Source organism: Caulobacter sp. GW821-FHT09A05 (genome assembly GCF_059418465.1).
On the sequence record NZ_JBWKPX010000001.1, the window covers coordinates 243619 to 264536 of the forward strand.

The window sequence follows — 20918 nt, forward strand, 5'->3', positions numbered from 1 at the left end:
GGAGTGTTTGAAGAATAACCGTTTCGACGAAGCCCGATCGCTCCGCGCCATCGTTATCCGGAAGCCTGCGGCGCTGAGCCCTGTTCGGGCCTCGCCGCCTTGAAGCCTCCGACGGGCGGGCCAGGTCAACGACACCCGGTCCCGGACCGCGAGCCTGTCAAAGCTCGCCTGCTGCTCCGCCAGCCCTCACGTCACGTCGTATCTGTATAACAGGCCCGACCGGCACCAGAGACGCAAGGTTTGACGAGACCCCTACACATGCGAGCCTCGGCCGAAGGAGCTACCCGCTCGATCGCCCCCCGCCGCCGCATCGGTCGCTGGCCATGCGCCCTTTCCCGCGACGAGGTGACACCAGGATACGGGCGGTCCGAAGGGGTGAGGGGCATAAAGTTTTTGCGCCGCGATATCAGCGGCTTGCCGGCGGATGTGACGGGGACAGGCCCGTCGAGGCCCTCGCGGCGGCCTAGTTGAACAAGGCGGTCAGGCCCAGCAGGCCGCAGTTCGGCTCGTTGACCAGGTAGAACGGCACGTCGCGGAGATAGGCGGCCATCCGCCCCTTCGCCTCGAACCGTTCGCGGACCAGCACGCGGTCGAGCATTTCGCCCCAGGACTGCACCGTGGCGCTGATGACATAGACTCCGCTGCGGGCGCCGGCGGTCAGGACCAGGTTGCCCGACACCGCGCCTAGCCATCCCGAAACCAGGGCGAAGACCTCGCGAGCCTGGGCGTCGCCGCCCCGGGCCGCGGCCAGCAGGGCGCCCAGGTCGGCCGGACGCTCCGGCTTCCCGGACAGGGTCGACACGGCCAGGGCAACGTCGAGCACGCCTTCGCCCGACAGGACATGCTCGGCCGAGACGTGACCGTGCAGGCCGCGCAGCACGCGAATGACGTCGGCTTCGCGATCGTTGGCGGCGGCCAGGTCGGCGTGCCCGCCCTCGGCGGCGGCGGCCATCCAGCCGACGAAGCCGTCCGGATTGAGGATCGACATGCCAAGGCCGGCCGCGGAAGGCCCGATGGCGGCGGCGGGCGCGTCGCGATGCGGGACGCCGGCGCCGATCTGTTCCATGGCCTCGGGCGCCAGCAGCGGCACGGCCAGGGCCCGGGCCGTGAAGTTGTTGACCAGATGCAGGCGATGCAGGCCCAGCCGGCTGGAGATCACCTCGGCCTCCAGGCGCATGGGCGAATGGGTCAGCTGGATAACGCCGTCGAGGCAGGGACCTGGCGCGGCGATGGCGGCGCCGAGGACCACGCCGTCGAACGCGGCGCGCTTGGCCTCCAGGATGTCGATCAGCTGGTCCTGGCTGGTGCAGTCCACCGTCTCGATCGCCGTCGGCAGGGCCCCGCGCTCGACCAGCACGACCCTGGCGCTGACGCCGTCCACGTCCGCCAGCAGAACATGCGGCCCCGGGTCACGCGGCAAGGTCATACGGTCACTCTCCTCGACGTGCGGCGACAGTCGCCGAAGTCGCACCAGCGGCCAATGCGCGAAAGCGTCGCAACCGGCGATCGAGGAAGCCGGACCGGCGTGCGCCCCTCGAGACGGCCCGCCCTACCCGATCGCCGACGCCCGCGCGCCGCCGCCGGCCTTCATCGCCGCCGCATAGACCGCCGCCGCGATCCCCGCGCCCACGAACCAGGCGTAGTCGTAGAGCCCCGTCCATGGCGCGCCGATCCCCGCCGCCGCCGGCAGGCCGGCCGCCTTCAGGAAGCCCGGCAGGCTGGGGGCGACGCCGACGGCGAAGGCCGCCACGGCCGCCAGGTTCCAGCCCTTGAGGTAGGTATAGCGTCCCGCGCGGTCGTACAGCGCCCCGACGTCCAGCCGGGTGCGGCGCAGCAGCCAGTAGTCGGCGATCAGGATCCCGGCCACCGGCCCCAGCAGGGCGCCGTAGCCGGTCAGCCAGACGAAGATGTAGCCCTGGGTGCTCTCCAGCAGCTTCCACGGCATGATCAGCGCGCCCAGGGCGGCGGTGATGTAGCCGCCGGTCCGATAGCTGATCCGGCTGGGCCACAGGGTCGAGAAGTCATAGGCCGGCCCGACCAGGTTGGCGGCGATGTTGCAGGAGACGGTGTCGAGGCTGATGATCAGCAGGCCGACCAGCACGCCGACGCCGCCGATGTTTCCGGCCAGGGCCACCGGGTCCCAGATCGCCTTGCCGAAGATCAGCACCGTCGCCGAGGTGGTGATCACGCTCAGGGTCGCCATCAGGGCCATCGGGCCCGGCAGGCCGGCGACCTGGCCGACGATCTGGTCCTTCTGGCTGCGGGCGAAGCGGGTGAAGTCGGGAATGTTCAGGGCCAGGGTGCCCCAGTAGCCGCTCATGGCGGTGACGATCGGCCCGAAGTCGCGCCAGAACCGGCCGGCCTTGGCGCCGCCGGGGTCATAGGCGCTGGGCGCGTGCAGGATCGGCCCCAGGCCGCCGGCCTTGGAGAGCGCCCACCAGACCAGCAGGCCGCAGACCAGGACCTTGACCGGGGCGGTCCAGGTCTCGAGCTTGCGCACGGTCTCCAGGCCCTTGGTGACGAACAGCAGTTGCATCGCCCAGAAGGCGGCGAAGGCCAGCAGCTGGCCGAGGCCGATCCCCAGCCCCGGGACCATCGGCCCGACCAGGCTCCGGCCGACCATCACGCCCAGCAGGGTCAGCAGCGCCCCGCCGCCGATCCAGGTCTGGATGCCGTACCAGCCGCAGGCGACGATCGCCCGGGCCAGGGCCGGGAGCCGGGCCCCGCGCCAGCCGAACGCGGCCCGGGCCAGCACCGCATAGGGCACGCCCCAGCGCGCCCCGGCGTGGCCGATCAGCAGCATCGGGACCAGGACGATCAGGTTGCCCAGCAGCACGGCCCACACCGCCTGGCCGGCCGACAGGCCCTGGTCGATCAGCCCGCCGGCCAGCATGTAGCCCGGCACGGCGATGACCATGCCCAGCCACAGGGCCGCGAAGTGCCACCAGCGCCAGATGCGCTGGGCCGGCGTGGTCGGCGCCAGGTCCGGGTTCCAGAGCGTGTTTCCGGCTTGGTCGTGATCCATGTCGCCCCCGCGATCGCGTCGTGGGCGGAGCATGGGTCAGGGCGCGGTGGGCGTCACGGGGAAAGTCCGCCCCTGGGTTTCAGCGTCTGAATCGTCTTATTCTAGGTCTGATCAAGGGGGCTTCATGAACGCTTTTGTCGACGCCGTCAGCAACGGCTTCACCGGCCTGGCGCGCTTTTCCGGCCGCGACCCGGCGCGGCGCTTCTGGCCCTATGCGGGCGTGGTGGCGGCTCTGCTGCTCGTGGCGGCGGGCGTGGCGATGTCGGCGACGATGAGCACGACGTTCGGCGCCATGCAGCGCTTCGCCGCCGAGCATCCGGACCAGGCGACGGTCACTCAAGGGCCGGGCGCCTATTCGATCGAGATCCACGGGAACCATCCCGAGCTGTTTCCCGACATGACGCCCTTCTTCACGGTGATGCAGGCCGGATGCGCGCTGGCCGTTCTGCTGCTGGCGGCGGCCGTGACGCGGCGGCTGCACGACCGGGGCCGTCGGGGCTGGTGGGGCCTGCCACCCCTGCTCTTCCTGATCGTCGGCCTGACCGCTTTTCCGAACGTCTTCAAACGCGCGCTGACGGGCGAGATGTCGCCGGACGCCATGACGCTGTTCGGCCTGCTGTTCGCCAACAACATGCTCTATCTCGCCTCGCTGGGCCTGCTGATCTTCCTGCTGGCCGGCGCGAGCGAGCCGAAGGAGAATCGCTTCGGGCCCGCATCCTGAACGGCTCCGCCCATCACGTTGTCATCCCGGAAGCCTCGCAGAGGCTGTCAGGGATAACAACCTTCTGGAATGGCGGCTTCATCCCGCCCAGACGGGCCCGCCGAACGCCGGCGTCCGCCCCTACTTCACGATCCCGTCCACCGTCTGCCGCGTGACCGCGTGATAGAGCGGCCGGGTCCTGGCGTAGAGGCGCCTGGCGATCGGCTGGCCCCAGTCACCCTGGGCCATCAGGTCCTTGAACAGCGGGGCGACGAACTTGCGGCGGCCCTGGTCGGTCAGGAAGGCCTCCAGCGACGGCGCGGCCGGGTCGTAGCGGTTGGCCACGGCCAGCTCCAGCCAGGCGAAGCGGATCTCGCTGTTGCCCTGGGCCGACAGGCCGAACGCCTTGTCCAGGGCGGCCAGGCGTTCCCTGGACAGCGCGCGCGGCAGGCTGGCGATGAAGCGGGTGCGCTCGGGCGTGCTCCAGGCCTTCCACCTGGCGGCGGGGGCCGGGCCGCCCTTGGCGTAGGCGGCGGCCAGGGCGTCGACCGCCGGGAAGGCCGCCGACTTCACGTGCACGGCGTTGTCCGGCAGGCCGACGCCGTAGACCCACCTGTCGATCCCGATCTGCGCCTCCAGCTGGGGATCGCCCTTGATCAGGTTGGCCCGCAGGTCGGCGACGAAGCCGGCCGTGGTCTGCGACTGGAAGGCGTGGCGGGCAAAATAGGCCTTCAGGTAGGCGTCCCAGCGCGCGCGGCCGACGGCCTTCTCGATGGTGCGCAGGAAGGTCGCGCCCTTCTCGTAGGCAATGTCGGTCATACCGTCGTCGGGGTCGCGGCCGGACAGGTCCAGGTGCAGCCGGGTGTCGGCGCCCGTGGGGCCGCCGGCGTCCTTGATCGCCGCCTGCAGGTCGCTCCAGCCCAGGTCGGCCAGCATGTCGGCGCGCGGCTTGCCGTAGAGCGTCTCCATGATCCGGTTCTCGAAATAGACCGTGAAGCCCTCGTTCAGCCAGAAGTCCGACCAGGTGGCGTTGTTGACCAGATTGCCCGACCACGAGTGGGCCAGCTCGTGGGCCACCAGGCTGACCAGCGAGCGGTCGCCGGCGATGATGGTCGGGGTGGCGAAGGTCAGGCGCGGGTTCTCCATGCCGCCGAATGGGAACGACGGCGGCAGGACCAGCAGGTCGTAGCGGCCCCAGGCGTAGGGCCCGTAGAGGCTCTCGGCGGCCTCGACCATCTTCTCGACGTCGACCAGCTCGTTGGCGGTCTTCTTCATCACCGACGGCTCGGTATAGACGCCGGTGCGCTTGCCCAGGGGCTGGAAGGCGATGTCGCCGATGGCGATGGCGATCAGGTAGGAGGCGACCGGCTTGTCCATCCGGAACCGGTAGGCGCGGCCGCCGGCGACGGGTTCGCCGTCCGGGGTCAGCATCTCGGCGCTCATCACCGCCTTGAGGCCCTCGGGGGCGACGATGCGGGCGGTCCAGGTCTGGCGGATCCCCGGGCTGTCCTGGGTGGGGATCCAGGTGCGGTTGAGGATCGCCTCGCCCTGGCTGAACAGGTAGGGCTTGGCCTTGCCCGCCGTCTGGGCCGGGGTCAGCCATTGCAGGGCCGCGCCGCCGGGGGCGCTGTCATAGCGGACGACGATGCGGCGGGCGCCGTTCAGCGTGACGGTCAGCGGCGCGCCCAGGATCGGGTCGGCCTTGCCCAGGGTCCACGGCAGGGCCGCGCCCTTGTCGTCGGTGACGCCGTGGATCACCAGGCCCTTGCTGTCCAGCACCACCGTCTTGGCGTCCGGCGCGGCGGCGATGTCGAGGGCGGCGGTCCCCTTCATCTGCTGGGCCTTGAAATCGGCGGTCAGGTCGAGGTCGACGTGGGTGACCCGCGCCGCCAGGGGCTGGGCGTAGGAGTGGATGTCGCGGGCCTCGGGCGTGGCCAGGATCGCGGGGAGCGGCGGCTGGGCCTGGGCCAGGACGGGCGTCGCGGCTCCGCAGAGCAGGAGCGCCAGCAGAACGGCGCGGGCGGTGGACTTGAACGAGGGCATGGAAAGCGGGGTTCCGTGTTCGCGAAGGCGTTGGATCCGTCTTAGCCCAGAGCCTTTTGGGGCGCAGCCGCAATCGCCCGTCCCCTCACGCCGAGACGCAAGGCGGCTCAGCCTCAGCTCAGATAGTCCAGCAGGCTGGTCCCGCCGGTGTTGACGCCGCCGTCGCTGTTGAACAACGAGGCCAGCTTGTCCGAGAGGTTCTGCATCTGGACCATCTTGTCGTAGAGCGCCGGGGTCCAGCCGGCCGCCTGGCGCTCCTCGTCGCTCATGGCCGCGTACTGGGTGATCAGACTCTTGCCGAAGGCCGAGGCGTCGGAGCCCTGCGTGCTCTTGTAGGCGCTGGAGACACTGTCGCGGTTGCGGGCCTTCACCTCGGCGGCGGCCTGGGCGACCTCGTGCTCGGAGAACTGGTCGCCCTTGTTCAGGGCCACCGCGGCCAGGGAGCGGTCGTCGAACTTGGAAAAGTCGATCTTGCCCTCGTCGCGCGAGGTGGCCATGCCCTCGCCGGTCGCCGCCGCGTACTGCCGGTCGAGCACCGAGCGGACGTCGGAGGCGACCTTGCCGATGTCGCGGGTGCGGGGGTTGGCGACCACGCCGCCGACGTCCTTGAGATAGGCCGCCACGGGGTCGCCGTCGATACCGGTGGGCGCGACGCCGGGCTTGGCGGTCGCCTGCTTGAGGCCCTCGGTCAGGGCGGCCTTGTCCTTGGCCCACTGGCCCATGGCCTTCTCCTCGGGGCCCGCGGCCTCGAGGTCGGCCAGGGCCGCCTTGTAGAGCCCGGCATAGTCGCCGGTCACCCGCATGGCCGAGGCCGAGGCGGACAGGGCCGCGTCACGATTGGCCTTCATCTGCAGCGAGGCGACCACCTGCTCCTCGATCGGGAACTTGCCGCCCTTGTTGCTGGCGATGGCGTAGAGGCTGCGGCGGTCCAGGCCCGAGACGTCGATCGTCGCCTTGCCGTCCTTGAGCGCGCTGGTCGCCTTGGCGCCGGCCAGCAGCTTGTCCAGCGCCGAGCGGGCGGCGGCCACGACCTGGTCGGTGGTGCGGCTGTCGGTCTGGGCGGCCAGCGCGGCCTGAGCCTGGGCCGACAGGGTGACGTTGACGCTGGAGCCGTTGGTCTTGGCGGCGGCGGAAACGTCGCCCGAGGTCGCGGCCGTCGCGGCGGCCGTCGGGGCCGCGCTGGTGGTCAGATAGGGATTCGCCGCGTAGCCGTTCGTAACACTGCCGACCATGACGCCCTCGACTGGATCCGCCGCGAGATTACGAATCGCGACAGGCCTGAAACACCGGAACACAAGGCGCGATCAGGGTTAAGGGCGCATTAACCATGATCGCGGGCGAGGCTGGCGGCCAGAACGCGCCGCGCGTGACCGAAGCCCGTCAGGCCTTGGCGGGCCGGCGACGGCGCGGGACGCGGACGACGGCCTCGCCGTCCATGACCAGGTCGTCGCCGACCAGGCCTTCGCAGCGCAGGGTGACCCGCGCGCTGGCCTCGTCGACGGCCGCGACCGTGACGCGGGCGGTCACGACGTCGCCGATCCGCACCGGCCGGTGGAAGGCCAGGCTCTGGGTCAGGTAAATCGCGCCAGCGCCCGGCAGGATCGTGCCGACCACCGCCGAGCCGAACGAGGCCGACAGCAGGCCATGCGCGATCCGGCCGCGATAGGCGGTCCTGGAGGCGAAGGCCTCGTCCATGTGCACCGGGTTGAAGTCGTCCGAAGCCTCGGCGAACCGCTGGATGCGTTCCTCGGTGATGGGGACGTGCTTTTCGGCGACCATGCCGACGGCCAGCTCTTCGAGGATATAGCCGCCGGAGGGATGAGGTTCGATCATTCCCGGCCGTTAGCCGCGATGCCGCGCCGTGGCTAGTGAAAATGCATCGGGCGTCGGCCGGCGGAGCGGGCGTCGGCCGCCCGGCGCGAGACGACGACGAGCCCGCCTATTCCGCGTGCCCCGGCCGGCGCGGCGTCGACCAGGCTTCCGAGACGTCGGCCAGGATCACGTCCAGGCAGTCGACGGCGACCTTCAGGTCGCCGCCGCCGGCGAAGGTCAGCAGCACCGCGCCGCCCGGCGCCTCGGCCGGCTCGAAGGCCACCGACAGCAGCTCGACCACCGCGCCCTTGGCGTCGCGACGCAGCTTGCGGGCCTGGACGCCGGTGACGTCGCCCAGTTGCAGGGCCGAGCGGACGCGCTGCCCCCGCTTCTTGCCGCCCGCTTCCCAGCGGAAGCGGTTGCAGGCCAGGGTCAGGGTCCGCGCGGAGGCGTCCCAGCGGATGTCGCCGATCTTGGCCACCGCGTCCTGCAGGGCGGCCGAGATCACCGCCAGGTCGTCGGCGTCCTGGGCCAGGAGTTTCAGGGGCGCGGCGTCAGCCATCCAGGTCGCCCTCGCTGTCGCCCTTGATCCGGCGCACCTGGGCCCCGCAGGCGCCCAGCTTTTCTTCCAGCCGCTCGAAGCCGCGGTCCAGGTGGTAGATGCGGCTAACGGTGGTCTCGCCGCGCGCCACCAGGCCGGCGATCACCAGGCTGACCGAGGCGCGCAGGTCGGTGGCCATCACCTCGGCGCCTTCCAGCCGTTCGACGCCGCGCACGCGGGCCTCACCGCCCGACACCGAGATGTCGGCGCCCAGGCGCATCAGCTCGGGGGCGTGCATGAAGCGGTTCTCGAAGATGGTCTCGCGGATGTGGCTCTCGCCCTTGGCCGTGGTCATCAGGGCCATGAACTGGGCCTGCAGGTCGGTGGCGAAACCCGGATAGGGCTGGGTCTCGACATTGACGGCCTCCAGCCGGTGGCCGTTGCGCCGGATCACCACGCCGTCCTCGGTGCGGATGACGCCGCAGCCGGCCTCCTCCAGCTTGACCAGCAGGCTGTCGATCAGCTCGGGACGGGCGCGGGTCAGCTGGACCTCGCCGCCGGCCATGGCCGCGGCCACGGCGTAGGTGCCCATCTCGATCCGGTCGGGGATCACCGAATGGGTCGCGCCGTGCAGCTTGGCGACCCCGGTGATGGTGATGGTCGGGGTTCCCGCCCCTTCCACCTTGGCCCCCATGGCGTTCAGGCAGATCTGCAGGTCCAGCAGTTCGGGCTCGCAGGCGGCGTTCTTGATCACCGTGACGCCGTCGGCCAGCACGGCGGCCAGCATGGCGTGCTCGGTGGCGCCCACCGAGACGAACGGGAAGGTGATTTCCGCGCCCTTCAGGCCGCGCGGGGCCTGGGCGTAGACATAGCCCTCGTGCAGGTCGATCTTGGCGCCCAGGGCCTCCAGGGCCTGCAGGTGCAGGTCGACGGGCCGCGCGCCGATGGTGCAGCCGCCGGGCAGGCTGACCTTGGCCTGGCCGGTGCGGGCGATCAGCGGGCCCAGGACGTTGAACGAGGCGCGCATCTGGCGGACCAGGTCATAGGGCGCAAAGCCGCTGGTGATCTCCGGCGCGTGCAGCACCGTCTCCGAACCGTCCGGCCCCTCGCGCTCGTCGACCTGCGCGCCCAGGCGCGTCAGCAGCTTGCCCAGGAACCGGGTGTCGGCCAGGCGCGGCATGTTGGTCAGGCGCAGCGGCTGGTCGGTCAGCAGGCTGGCCGCCATCAGCTTGATGGCCGAGTTCTTGGCGCCGCTCACCGGGATGATCCCGTTCAGCTGCGCGCCGCCGGTGATGGCGATGCGATCCAATGAAAGTCCCTCGTCGCGCGGGCCGTCGGGGGATGTCGCCGCGCGGTCACATGTGAAGGGGCGGTTCTAGCGGTTGCAAGGGCCCGCGCAAGGGGGGGCGCCGATTCCTCAAGACTCCTGCTTATCGGAACGGGTTTCGCCGTCCGAACCCGATGATTCCGGCTTGGCCGCGGCGGCCGGCGCGGCTTTCCTGCGGCGGAGATTGGTGCGCAGCGCCTGGGCCAGCCGCGCTTCGCGCTCGGCTTTTTCGTTGTGGGACTTGGGGTTCCGGCTCATCTTTCCACAGGTGAAAGCGCTGCGACGATCGGTCAAGACGATTTTGTCTTTGCCAACGGCGTTTGGTTCGCTATACGCCCCCTCCTCTTCGCCGCCGTAGCTCAGTGGTAGAGCGCATCCTTGGTAAGGCTGAGGTCGGCAGTTCAATCCTGCCCGGCGGCACCATCGGGGCCCAAAGCGACTTGGCTTTGGGCCCCGACCACTTCCCGACATTTTCTGGATATCGATAGCGCGTCGCGTCGAGGCTCTTTTCCTCTCGCGCGGTAGGGGCGTGACAGGCGGCGAACTTGCCCCTAGGATGGCGTCATGATCCTCGCCGCCAGCCAACAGCTGTTTTGGTATTTTAGCTATCCGACGCCTCTGGCGCCGGGAGGGGATCGTTCGGCCTGACTTCAGAGCCGCGAACGTCTTCACCAGCCGCCAGGGGTTCCCCGGGCGGCTTTTTTCATGGCCGCTCCGGACGCCCAGATTTCCCGGAGTGACACCATGCCCGCCTCGACTGCCCATCTCGCCTCGATCCCCGTCCCCACCGACGACCTGCGCATCTCGCGCCTCCAGACCCTCAGCCCGCCCGCCCAGGTGATCGGCGAGGCGCCGGCGACCTCGTCGATCGCCGAGGTGGTCGGCGACGCCCGCCACGCCGTCCACCAGATCCTGCACGGCCGCGACGACCGCCTGGTGGTGGTGATCGGGCCGTGCTCGATCCACGACCCCAAGGCCGCCCTCGATTACGCCCGCCGCCTGGCCGTCGAGCGCGAGCGTCACGCCGGCGAGCTGGAAGTGGTCATGCGGGTCTATTTCGAGAAGCCGCGCACCACGGTCGGCTGGAAGGGCCTGATCAACGACCCGGACCTGGACGGCGGCTTCCGGATCAACGAGGGCCTGCGGCTGGCGCGGCGAGTGCTGCTGGACGTCAGCGCCCAGGGCCTGCCGGCGGCCTGCGAGTTCCTGGACGTCACCACCCCGCAATATATCGCCGACCTGGTGGCCTGGGGCGCGATCGGGGCCCGCACCACCGAAAGCCAGATCCACCGCGAGATGGCCTCGGGCCTGTCCTGCCCCGTCGGCTTCAAGAACGGCACCAATGGCGACGTCAAGGTGGCCATCGACGCGGTGCTGGCCGCCGCCCAGCCGCACCATTTCCTGGCCGTGACCAAGGAGGGCCGCGCCGCCATCGCCACCACCACCGGCAACGCCGACAGCCATGTCGTGCTGCGCGGGGGCAAGACGCCCAACTACGACGCCGCCAGCGTCGCGGCGGTGGCGCAGGCCCTGGTCAAGGCCGGCCTGCCGCCGCGGATCATGGTCGACGCCAGCCACGCCAACAGCGGCAAGAACCACGAGAACCAGCCCGCCGTCGTCGCCGACCTCTGCGCCCAGGTGGCGACCGGGCGCGCGCCGATCCTGGGGGTGATGATCGAGAGCAACCTAGTCGCCGGCCGCCAGGACATCGTGCCGGGCCAGCCCCTGACCTATGGCCAGTCGGTCACCGACGCCTGCATCGACTGGGACACCTCGGTGCGGATGCTCGACGACCTGGCCGCGGCGGTGCGGGCCGGGCGGCAAGCGGCGAAGTCCTAGGCGCCGCGGAACGGCGGGACGCTCCGGAGCATCCCGCCGCTCGCCCCCTCGGGACTATTGTCCTACAATTAGACTCGCCCGTTCCGCGATCCATGTTACCCATGACGCAAAGGCGCGCGGCAGGCGCTGGCCATGGGGGATGACGTCATGCGGAACGGTGTCGGCGCGGGCTTGTTCGCCGCTTTCTGGCTCGCGGGCTGGCTCGCGGGTTCGTCGGCCCTCGCCCAGGCGCCGCCCGCCGACATCCCGGTCTCGATCACCGTCGACGCCGCCCAGCCGGTGGGCGAGCTGCGGCCGATCTGGCGGTTCTTCGGCGCCGACGAGCCGAACTACGCGACCATGAAGGACGGCCGCAAGCTGCTGGGCCACCTGGGCGCGCTCAAGCCCAAGGCCGTCTATTTCCGCACCCACAACCTGCTGAACACCGGCGACGGGACGCCGGCCCTGAAGTGGGGCAGCACCAATGTCTACACCGAGGACGCCAACGGACGCCCGATCTACGACTGGACCATCCTCGACAGGCTGTTCGACACCTACCTGGCAAAAGGGGTCCGGCCCTATGTCCAGATCGGCTTCATGCCCCAGGCCCTCTCGACCCATCCCGAGCCCTACCAGCACGCCTGGCGGCCGGGCTTCGACTACAACCTGATCAGCGGCGGCTGGGGCTATCCGCCCAAGGACTACGACAAGTGGTCGGAGCTGGCCTACCAGTGGGTGCGCCACTGCGTCGAACGCTACGGCCAGGCCGAGGTCGAGACCTGGTATTTCGAGGTCTGGAACGAACCCAACGGCCCCGCCTACTGGAAGGGCACGCCGCAGGAGTTCCACAAGCTGCACGACTATGCGATCGCCGGGGTGCGGCGGGCCCTGCCCACCGCCAAGGTCGGGGGGCCGGACGTGGCCGGCAGCGGCGGCCAGTTCATGGAGGACTTCCTCACCCACCTGACCGACGGGACCAATTACGCGACCGGCCAGAAGGGCACGCCGACCGACTTCCTGGCCTTCCACGCCAAGGGCTCGCCGACCTTCATCGACGGCCATATCCGCATGGGCATCGCCAACCAGCTGGCCGGCATCGACAAGGGCTTTTCGATGATCGCCGCGCGGCCGGCCCTGAAGGCCAAGCCCATCGTGATCGGCGAGTCCGATCCGGAAGGCTGCGCCGCCTGCCAGGGCCCCAGCTTCGGCTATCGCAACGGCACGGTCTATTCCAGCTACACCGCCGCCAGCTTCGCCCGCGAGCACGACCTGGCGGCGCGGCATGGCGTGACCCTGGACGGGGCCCTGACCTGGGCGTTCGAGTTCGAGGACCAGCCCTATTTCGCCGGCTTCCGCCAGCTGTCCAGCAACGGCCTGGACCTGGCGGTGCTCAACGTGTTCCGGATGTTCAGCCTGATGGGGCCCGAGCGGCTGCGGGCGGTCAGTTCGGGGCAGATCCCGCTGGACGAGATCGTCGCCCAGGGGGTGCGCGGACGCCCCGACGTCGGGACCCTGGCCAGCCTGGGTCCCGATCGCCTGGCGGTCATGGTCTGGAACTATCACGACGACGACGTGCCCGGCCCGGCCGCCGACGTCAGCCTGGTCCTCAAGAACCTGCCCCGCGCCTTCGCCGGCGCCAGGCTGGTCCACTACCGGGTCGACGAGACGCACGGCAACGTCTACGGCGCCTGGCGGCGGATGGGCTCGCCCATGGCCCCCAGCAAGGCCCAGTACGACGCCCTGGAGCGGGCCAGCGGCCTGGCCGCGATCGACGCCCCGCCGCCGGTGCGCGGCAAGGACGGCCTGACCCTGACCTTCCAGCTGCCGCGGCAGGGCGTCTCCCTGCTGGTGCTGGAGAAGACCAAGCCTCGATAGCCAGAGACCGCCGGCCGCGTCGTCGTCGCGGCCGGCCTCTCCCTCGATCTAGAACTTGTACTGCAGCCCCAGATTCCACTGCCGTCCGGTGTGGGTGTAGACGAAGGTGCTGTCGCGGTCGGAATCGATGAACTGGCGATTGAACCGGTCGAAGATGTTCAGCCCCTCCAGCGAGAGCTTGAAGTTCTCGTTGATCTGGTAGGACGCCGCCAGGTCGAAGGTCAGGTTCTTGTCGTAGCCTTCCAGGTCCTGCAGCGGGTTGTTGGCCGGCAGGGCGACGATCGACTTGTCGCGATAGGCGGCCGAGATCCGGGCGCTGAACTTCTCGTCCTCGTAGAAGAGCGTGGCGTTGTAGGCGTGCTTGGACAGGCCCACCAGGTCGTTGGTCGTCACCCCGCCGGCCGCCAGGAAGTAGTCAATCTGGGAGTCGACATAGGTGTAGTTGACCAGAGCGCCGGTATGGCGCAGCGGGCCGGGCAGGAACGTGAAGTTCTGCTGGTAGTTGATCTCGAAGCCCTTGAGCGGGCCGCCCGGCGTGTTGACCGGCCGGGTGACGGTGATCGGGGTGTTGTCCGGATCCACGCCCGACGTGCCCAGCAGCGACATCGGCAGGCCCGTCTGGCGGAAGGTCATCTGCTGGGACTGGTTCTGAACATAGGTGGCGATGTCCTTGTAGAAGACACCGACGCCCAGCAGCGCGCCCGGAGCGAAGTACCACTCCGCGCCGAAGTCGGCCGTCGTCGCGCGGATGGGATCCAGGTCCGGATTGCCCGAGGTGATCGACGGCGTGCCGGTCAGGTTCAGGCTGCCGCCCGGGGTCAGGAAGCCCAGATCCGGGCGCGAGACGACCTTGGCCCCGGAGAAGCGCAGGACCAGGTTCTCGCGCACGTCGACCGCGACGTTAAACGACGGCAGGACGTCGTGATACTTGTTCTCGGCCGTCACCTGCTGCGGCGTCAGGCCGATCTGGTAGCCGCGCGACTGCAGCTCGGTCTGGGCGAAGCGGAAGCCGATGTCGCCGCGCACCGGCAGGCCGCCGATCATGGTCTTCAGGTCGGCCTGCAGATAGGCCGAGGCCACCTTCTCGTCGACGCGCCGGATGCCGCCGTAGTTCGGGACCAGGGCGTACATGCCGGTCTCGCTGTAGAGGTTCTGGCTGGCGACGAACTTGTCGTAGTCGATGGTCGCCCAGCTGCTGGGGAACACGCCGTCGTCGATGCCGTGGCCGCCGAAGCCGGACACCACCTTGGTCACCGCCTGGAGTTCGGCCGTGCTCAGGGTCGGGACCAGGAAGTTGTTCGACCGCTGCTTGGCCGAGGTGTCGAACGAGAACTCGTCATAGTGGCCGCCGACCTTGATCGTCAGGTCGTCGTCATAGGCCCAGGCCAGGTTCACCTCGGCGGTCTTGTAGATGTTGGTCGTGTAGATCTGCTGCAGCCGCACCTCGGCGTTGGGCGCGCCGAAGCTGTAGAGCGCCGCGTTGGTCACGTCGAAATCGTGCTTGATGATCGGCTGGTCGCGGTTGTTGCGGAAGTCGATGGTCATGCCGGCGTTAGGACGCTGGAACATGATCGTGGTGGTCATCGGCTGGTCGTAGTCGGACTTGGAGTAGCCGATCAGCCCCGTCACCTTCAGGCGGTCGGTCAGTTCGTGCGTGCCGGCCAGGGTGTATTGCTGGAAGACGTTTTCGAACTCGTCGTGCTGGGTGTCGGAGCGGATGTCGACGCCGTCGAAGCGCGCGTAGTCGACGTCGTAGACCGTCTGGCCGAAATTGACGCCGGCAGTGTGGCTGGTCCCCGCATCGCGCAGGATCAGCTCGCGCACGGCCGTCTGCGGCTTGCCGTTCTGGCTGATGGCGCGGGCGAACGAGAAGCCTTCCAGCCAGTTCTCCTCGCGCTTGACGTCGTAGTCCGAATAGAGGGCGTCGAAGCTGAGCGAGGTCCGCGAGGTGGGCTTCCACTGCAGGGCCAGGGTGGCGCCGGTGCGCTCCTGGTCGTGGTGGAAGCGGCCGTAGCGCGGCAGGCGCGGGAAGAACACGGTCGAGCGGTTGGCCTGGGCGTAGACCGGGTCGCCGGCCGGCGGCCGGACCACGCCGGTGGCGCAGTTGGCCGCGTCGGCGCCGTTCGTGGCGTTGGTGGCCGGGTTCTGTGGCGTGACCCCGACCGGCGTGCAGAAGCCGCCGTCGACGGTGGCCGGGTTCCAGCCGCCCGAGCCCCACTGGTCCTCGAGGAACTTGCGCTTGCTGTAGGCCAGCGAGGCCTGGGCCCCGAACTCGCCCCAGCGGGTGTCCCAGCTGTTGCCGACCACGGCGGTGAACTTGGGATCGACGTTCTTGGCCAGGTCGTTGTAGCCGGCCGAGGCGCCCAGCACGAAGGTCAGGCCCCTGTGGTCCAGCGGCTTGGCGGTCTCCAGGTCGACGGTCGCGCCCAGCGAGCCCTCGATGACCTCGGCCTGGGCCGTCTTGCGCACCGTGATGCCGCTGAACAGCTCCGAGGCGAAGGTGTTGAAGTCGAAGCCCCGGCCCAGGTTGGCGCCGCGGTCGCTGGTGGTGGCCCCGCTGGTCGACTGGGCCTCCATGCCGTTGATGCGCACCCGGGTGAAGGTCGGCGGCAGGCCGCGGACGGTGATCGTGCGCCCTTCGCCGGCCACGCGGGTGATCGACACGCCCGGCACCCGCTGGATCGATTCGGCCAGGTTGGCGTCGGGGAAGTCGGCGATGTCCTCGGCCTTGATGGCGTCGACCACGCCCGAGGACTGGCGCTTGACGTTCAGGGCGCTCTTGAGGCTTTCGCGGAAGCCGGTGACCACCACTTCCTCGACGGTGTTGTCCGGTACGGGCGTGGTCTGGGCGTTGGCGGCGCCGGCGGCCAGGACGCCGGCCAAGGCCAGGGCGAGCGCCGAGCAACCCGTGCTCCAGCGCTGAATGCGACGGTCGGACATCAATTCCTCCTCGTGGAGGCCCGGCCCATGCCGGCCTCGCGTTTCCCCACAGGCCGGTTCGTCCGGTCCCGATCCGGAGCAAATCCCATTTATTGGGACGCGCTCTCATTTTATCGATAAGATAAATCCGATAGGTTGAATTGCAACCGTTTTGAAATATTCGTTCAGCGAACGACGGCTACCAAAGTCACGGTCCGCCCTCGCGGCTCCGCCGGCGATCGACGACGACCAAGCCAGGCGCGGGCCCAGCGCCCCGGGCCTGAGTCCCGCCATCCCGACCCTGCCGGTCGCCGGACAGTCAATTCCATTTTACGGGACTTGATCTCGCAATATGAAATCCGTTGCCTCGAGACGGGACGGCCGATATTCGTAGGATCAACGCGGTGCGACACAGATCGCGGAGGGAGGCCAGGCCTTGATGTGGCATAGACGCGCGGTCCTGGCCGCCCTCGCCCTCGCGCCGGCCGCGAGCTGGGCGGCGGAGGCGGAGAAACCGATGCAGGGCTGGGCCTTCGACTTCGGCGACGACAAGTCCGCCCCCGGATACGTCCGCGTCGCCCGCGACGCCGCCTACCACCCCGCCGTCGGCCACGGCTTCGAGCCGTCGCCCGCGGGAGGTCCGTTCCTGTTCTCGCTGGCCGTGCCCGAGGGCGACTACCGCGTGACCGTGGAACTGGGCGGCAAGGCGGCGTCCGACACCACGGTCAAGGCCGAGTCCCGCCGCCTGATGGCCGAGCCGGTCGTCGCCAAGGCCGGCGGGACCGCGACCGCCGCGTTCGTCGTCAATGTCCGCACCGCCGCCCTGAAGGCCCCGCCGACCAACGCTCCCGGCGGGGTGCGGGTGCTGCTCAACCGCGGGGAGGAAGGCGCCTACGACTGGGACGACAAGCTGACCCTGGAGTTCTGCGGACCGGCCCCGGCCCTGCGCCGCCTGCTGGTCGAGCCCGTGACCGTGCCCGTCGTCTACCTAGCCGGCGACTCCACCGTGACCGACCAGCGCTCCGAACCCGGCGCCAGCTGGGGCCAGATGCTGCCCCGGTTCTTCAAGCCCGAGGTCTCGGTCGCCAACCACGCGGAGTCCGGCGAGACCCTGAAGTCGTTCCTGTTCGAGCACCGCCTGGACAAGCTGCTCAGCCGGATGAAGCCCGGCGACTGGCTGCTGATCCAGTTCGGCCACAACGACCAGAAGATCCAGTGGCCCCAGACCTATGTCGAGGCCGCCACCACCTATCGCGACTATCTGAAGGCCTATATCGGCGAAGCCCGGCGGCGCGGGGCCAGGCCGGTGCTGGTGACCTCGATGCACCGTCGCAAGTTCGACGCGGCCGGCAGGATCATCAACACCCACGGCGACTATCCCGAGGCCGTGCGCGCCGTGGGCCGCGAGACCGGCGTCCCGGTCATCGACCTGCTGGACATGAGCGCCGCGCTCTACGAGGCCCTGGGCCCCGACAACGCCTGGAAGGCCTTCGCCGACGGCGGCAAGGACGCCACCCACCACAACAACTACGGCGCCTATGTGCTGGCGCAATGCGTCGTGAGCGGGATCCGGGCCCTGGTCCCCGACCTCGCCGCTCACCTGGCCGAGGGCCTGCCGCCGTTCGATCCGGCGCATCCCCCCTCGCCCGACAGCTTCGTCCTGGCGCCCAGCGCCGCCCACAGCACGGAGGCTCCTCGTGGGAACTGAAGCGGGAACCGATCGCCGCGCGCTCCTGGGCCTGGGCGCCCTCGCCCTGGCCGCGCCCAACCTGGCCCGCGCCCAGGGGGCCCCAGCTTCGGCCCCAGCCCCGGCCATCGAGGTCATGGACCTGTGGCCCGGCAAGCCGCCCGGCGGCGAGAAGGTCACGGTCACCGAGCAGGTGATCCAGCGCAAGCCGGGCGGCGATCCCAACGACACCGCCTTCCTGAACGTCACCAGGCCCTGGCTGATGATGCGGCGGCCCGCCAGGCCGAACGGCGCGGCGATCCTGATGATCCCCGGCGGCGGCTATATCCGCGTCGCGGTCAGCAAGGCCGGCGGGCCGATCGACGCCTGGATCGCCGACCAGGGCGTCACCGCCTTCGTCATGGACTACCGCCTGCCGGCCGACGGCTGGGCGGCGGGTCCGGACGTCGCCCTGCAGGACGCCCAGCGCGCCATCCGCCTGATCCGCGCCAACGCCGCCAAGTGGGGCCTGGACCCCGAGCGGATCGCCGTGACCGGCTTCTCGGCCGGCGGCCACGTGGCCGCGCGGCTGGCGACGCGCTTCGGCGTCCAGACCTACGCCCCGATCGACGCGGCCGACCGGCTGCCGACCCGGCCGGCGGCGGCGGGCCTGTTCTATCCGGTCATCACCATGACCGCCCCCCACGCCCATGGCAGCTCGCTGAAGTCGTTGCTGGGGACCGACCCTACCGAAGCCCAGCGCCTGGCGGTGTCGGCCGAGCACGACATCCCCGCCGACGCCCCGCCGACCTTCATCGCCGCCGCGGCCGACGACAAGGTGGTGGCCATGGAGAACAGCCTGATGATGTTCCAGGCCCTGCGCGCCCGGAAGATCGCCAGCGAACTGCACGTGTTCGAGTCCGGCGGCCACGGCTTCGGCCTCACCGGCCCGGCCGGCGTCGCCATGCCCTGGCCCGCCCTGCTGGACGCCTTCCTGAAACGGCACGGCCTCTACGCATGACCGGCGCGCCGCTCGACGTCCGGGCGTTCGGCGCGAAAGGCGACGGCGCGACCCTGGACACCGAGGCGATCAACGCCGCCATCCGGGCGGCCCACGCGGCCGGCGGCGGCGAGGTCGTGTTGCCGGCCGGACGTTGGCTGTCGTTCTCGATCCGCCTCCTGAGCGGCGTCACCCTGCGGCTGGACGAGGGCTGCGTGCTGGAGGCGGCCGACCCGGCCCGCCACGCCGGCGCCTACGACCCGGCCGAGCCCAATTTGTTCGACCTCTACCAGGACTTCGGCCACAGCCACTGGCGCAACAGCCTGATCTGGGGCGACGGCGTCGAGAATGTGGCCATCGTCGGCCCGGGCCTGATCGACGGCGCCGGCCTGACCCGCGAAGGCCCCGGCTCGCGCTGGACCCGCCAGGCCGGCGAGTTCCCGGTCAGCATGGCGGGCCTGTCCGCCGAAGAGATGGCGATCCTCGTTCCGGACCTCAAAGCCATGGCCGGCCAGGGCAACAAGGCCATCGCCCTGAAGAACGCCCGCCGGATCCGGCTGGAAGGCTTGACAATCCGGCGCGGCGGCCATTTCGCCGTGCTGGCCACCGGCTGCGACCACCTGACGATCGCGCGGCTGCGGATCGACACCAACCGCGACGGGATCGACATCGACGGCTGCCGCGACGTGACCATCGCCGACTGCCGGGTCAACACGCCCAACGACGACGCCATCGTGCTGAAGAGCTCGCTGGCCCTGGGCGAGATCCGGCCCACCGAGCGGGTCGAGATCACCCGTTGCCATGTCAGCGGCTTTGACCTGGGCACGATGCTGGACGGGACGGAGGGCCGCACCCAGCAGCTGGCGCCGGACCAGGACCGCGTCACCGGCCGGATCAAGCTGGGCACCGAGTCGAACGGCGACTTCCGCCACATCACCATCAGCGACTGCGTGTTCACCCGTTCGCGGGGCCTGGCGCTCGAAACGGTCGACGGCGGGACCATCGAGGACGTGACGATCCACGACATCGTGATGCGCGAGGTGACCACCGCCCCGCTGTTCCTGCGCCTGGGCGACCGGGCGCGCGGGCCGGAAGGTACGCGGCGCGGCGCGATGCGGCGGATCCGCGTGCGCAACCTGACGGCCTGGGACGTCCTGCCCGACTACGCCGCGACGATCGCCGGCCTGGAGGGCGATCCGATCGAGGACGTCGCGCTGACCGACATCCGCCTGGTCTATGCCGGCGGCGGCGAGGCGGCCTGGGCCGAGCGGCGTCCGGACGACATGGCGAAGGCCTATCCCGAACCCAGCATGTTCGGCCCCACCCCCGCCCACGGCCTCTGGGCCCGGCACGTGGACGGGTTGGTCCTCGACAATGTCCGCATCGAGACCCTCAGGCCCGACCCCCGGCCGCCGATCCTGCTGCAATCGACGCGGCGCGTGGCGCTGGACGGGCTGAAGGCGGTGGAGGAAGCCCGATGACCCGTCGCGCCGTCCTCGCCGGCCTCGCCGGCCTGGCCGCCGGTCCCGCCCTCGCCGCCACCTCCCGCCCGCCCCGGCCCGGGCGCCGCCTGCACGCCGACGACTTCCGCCGCGGCCTGGACCAATGGACGCTGGAGGCCGAGAAGCCGGCCAAGGTAATCGTCCGGGACGGCGTGCTGGACATCGACACCCCCGCCGGCCTGACCCTGTGGTTCCGGCCCGAACTGGTCGGCCCCGTCATGATCCAGTACCAAGCCCAGGCGGTCTCGGTCGGGGGGGCCAACGACCGGGTCAGCGACCTGAACGCCTTCTGGATGGCCCGCGACGCCGATGGCGGCAGCCCGCTGACCAGGCCTCGCACCGGCGCCTTCGCCGAGTACGACACCCTGAAGACCTACTATGTGGGCCAGGGCGGCAACGGGAACACCTCGACGCGCTTTCGCCGCTATGTCGGCCGCCCGGGCGACCGGCCTCTGCTGCCCGAGCACGACCACGCGGCGGCCGACGAGATGCTGGTTGCCAACCGCTGGCAAACCGTGCGGCTGGTCGCCGACGGCGGGCGGATCCAGTACTGGAACGACGACCGACAGCTGTTCGAACTGAACGACGCCGCGCCCTATACGCGCGGCTGGTTCGGCCTGCGCACCACGTTCAGCCACCTGCGGGTGCGGCGGTTCCGGGTGTTCGCCCTGGGGCGGTAGGGGCGCAAGA

At 70.2% G+C, this 20918-nt stretch carries 17 protein-coding genes and 1 tRNA gene; 9 read left to right on the plus strand and 9 right to left on the minus strand.

The annotated features are described in order from the left end of the window. Positions 1-463 precede the first annotated feature (463 nt). Both AC07NX_RS01135 and AC07NX_RS01140 read right to left on the minus strand, forming a co-directional pair. A complete protein-coding gene (locus AC07NX_RS01135; RefSeq protein WP_494638356.1) occupies positions 464-1426 on the minus strand; it encodes a glucokinase in 963 nt (320 codons plus the stop codon). A gap of 123 nt (positions 1427-1549) precedes the next feature. Further along, complete coding sequence (locus tag AC07NX_RS01140) at positions 1550-3025, minus strand: NCS1 family nucleobase:cation symporter-1 (RefSeq protein WP_494638357.1); 1476 nt, start codon at positions 3023-3025, stop codon at positions 1550-1552. Positions 3026-3149: 124 nt separating this feature from the next. Here AC07NX_RS01140 and AC07NX_RS01145 point away from each other — a divergent pair, with 124 nt between their 5' ends. Continuing rightward, positions 3150-3746, plus strand: coding sequence for a DUF805 domain-containing protein (locus AC07NX_RS01145; RefSeq protein ID WP_494638359.1), 597 nt, complete (start codon positions 3150-3152; stop codon positions 3744-3746). Positions 3747-3866: 120 nt separating this feature from the next. Here the strand turns inward: AC07NX_RS01145 and AC07NX_RS01150 are convergent, their stop codons facing one another. The 6 genes from AC07NX_RS01150 to AC07NX_RS01175 all read right to left on the minus strand — a co-directional run bounded on the left by AC07NX_RS01150 (position 3867) and on the right by AC07NX_RS01175 (position 9742). Next, positions 3867-5768 (minus strand): M1 family metallopeptidase, encoded by a 1902-nt coding sequence (locus tag AC07NX_RS01150; RefSeq protein ID WP_494638360.1) that lies wholly within the window; start codon positions 5766-5768, stop codon positions 3867-3869. Between the two features lie 113 nt (positions 5769-5881). Beyond that, positions 5882-7000: a hypothetical protein gene (locus tag AC07NX_RS01155; RefSeq protein WP_494638361.1), complete on the minus strand. Its 1119-nt coding sequence runs from the start codon at positions 6998-7000 to the stop codon at positions 5882-5884. A 148-nt stretch (positions 7001-7148) separates the two neighbouring features. After that, complete coding sequence (locus tag AC07NX_RS01160; RefSeq protein WP_494638363.1) at positions 7149-7601, minus strand: MaoC family dehydratase; 453 nt, start codon at positions 7599-7601, stop codon at positions 7149-7151. Positions 7602-7707: 106 nt separating this feature from the next. Next, complete coding sequence (locus AC07NX_RS01165; protein WP_494638365.1) at positions 7708-8142, minus strand: DUF2948 family protein; 435 nt, start codon at positions 8140-8142, stop codon at positions 7708-7710. Beyond that, complete coding sequence (murA, locus tag AC07NX_RS01170; protein ID WP_494638366.1) at positions 8135-9430, minus strand: UDP-N-acetylglucosamine 1-carboxyvinyltransferase; 1296 nt, start codon at positions 9428-9430, stop codon at positions 8135-8137. Before murA ends, AC07NX_RS01165 begins: the two co-directional genes overlap by 8 nt. A gap of 108 nt (positions 9431-9538) precedes the next feature. Further along, positions 9539-9742, minus strand: coding sequence for a hypothetical protein (locus tag AC07NX_RS01175; protein WP_494638367.1), 204 nt, complete (start codon positions 9740-9742; stop codon positions 9539-9541). Positions 9743-9796: 54 nt separating this feature from the next. On the opposite strand from AC07NX_RS01175, the gene AC07NX_RS01180 reads away from it, so the two are divergent. The 4 genes from AC07NX_RS01180 (at position 9797) to AC07NX_RS01195 (ending at position 13141) form a co-directional block, all read left to right on the plus strand. Beyond that, positions 9797-9871, plus strand: a tRNA-Thr gene (locus AC07NX_RS01180). 141 nt (positions 9872-10012) lie between these two features. Then, entirely contained in the window at positions 10013-10096 is an 84-nt protein-coding gene (locus tag AC07NX_RS01185) for a hypothetical protein (RefSeq protein ID WP_145688053.1), read from the plus strand. Positions 10097-10192: 96 nt separating this feature from the next. Further along, entirely contained in the window at positions 10193-11287 is a 1095-nt protein-coding gene (locus AC07NX_RS01190; protein ID WP_494638369.1) for a 3-deoxy-7-phosphoheptulonate synthase, read from the plus strand. Positions 11288-11434: 147 nt separating this feature from the next. Then, a complete protein-coding gene (locus AC07NX_RS01195; RefSeq protein ID WP_494638370.1) occupies positions 11435-13141 on the plus strand; it encodes a GH39 family glycosyl hydrolase in 1707 nt (568 codons plus the stop codon). 48 nt (positions 13142-13189) lie between these two features. On the opposite strand, the gene AC07NX_RS01200 is transcribed toward AC07NX_RS01195, so the two are convergent. Further along, the gene (locus tag AC07NX_RS01200; protein WP_494638371.1) at positions 13190-16081 is read right to left on the minus strand and encodes a TonB-dependent receptor; all 2892 of its coding nucleotides are present in this window, start codon (positions 16079-16081) and stop codon (positions 13190-13192) included. Between the two features lie 418 nt (positions 16082-16499). Here AC07NX_RS01200 and AC07NX_RS01205 point away from each other — a divergent pair, with 418 nt between their 5' ends. From AC07NX_RS01205 to AC07NX_RS01220, 4 genes are read left to right on the plus strand one after another with little or no spacing between them, the layout of a single operon-like run. After that, entirely contained in the window at positions 16500-17768 is a 1269-nt protein-coding gene (locus tag AC07NX_RS01205) for a rhamnogalacturonan acetylesterase (protein WP_494638372.1), read from the plus strand. Further along, positions 17758-18747 (plus strand): alpha/beta hydrolase, encoded by a 990-nt coding sequence (locus AC07NX_RS01210; protein ID WP_494638374.1) that lies wholly within the window; start codon positions 17758-17760, stop codon positions 18745-18747. The genes AC07NX_RS01205 and AC07NX_RS01210 overlap by 11 nt, the downstream gene beginning before the upstream one ends. After that, positions 18744-20207: a rhamnogalacturonidase gene (locus tag AC07NX_RS01215; RefSeq protein WP_494638375.1), complete on the plus strand. Its 1464-nt coding sequence runs from the start codon at positions 18744-18746 to the stop codon at positions 20205-20207. Before AC07NX_RS01210 ends, AC07NX_RS01215 begins: the two co-directional genes overlap by 4 nt. Beyond that, complete coding sequence (locus AC07NX_RS01220) at positions 20204-20908, plus strand: DUF6250 domain-containing protein (protein WP_494638376.1); 705 nt, start codon at positions 20204-20206, stop codon at positions 20906-20908. Before AC07NX_RS01215 ends, AC07NX_RS01220 begins: the two co-directional genes overlap by 4 nt. Positions 20909-20918 lie beyond the last annotated feature (10 nt).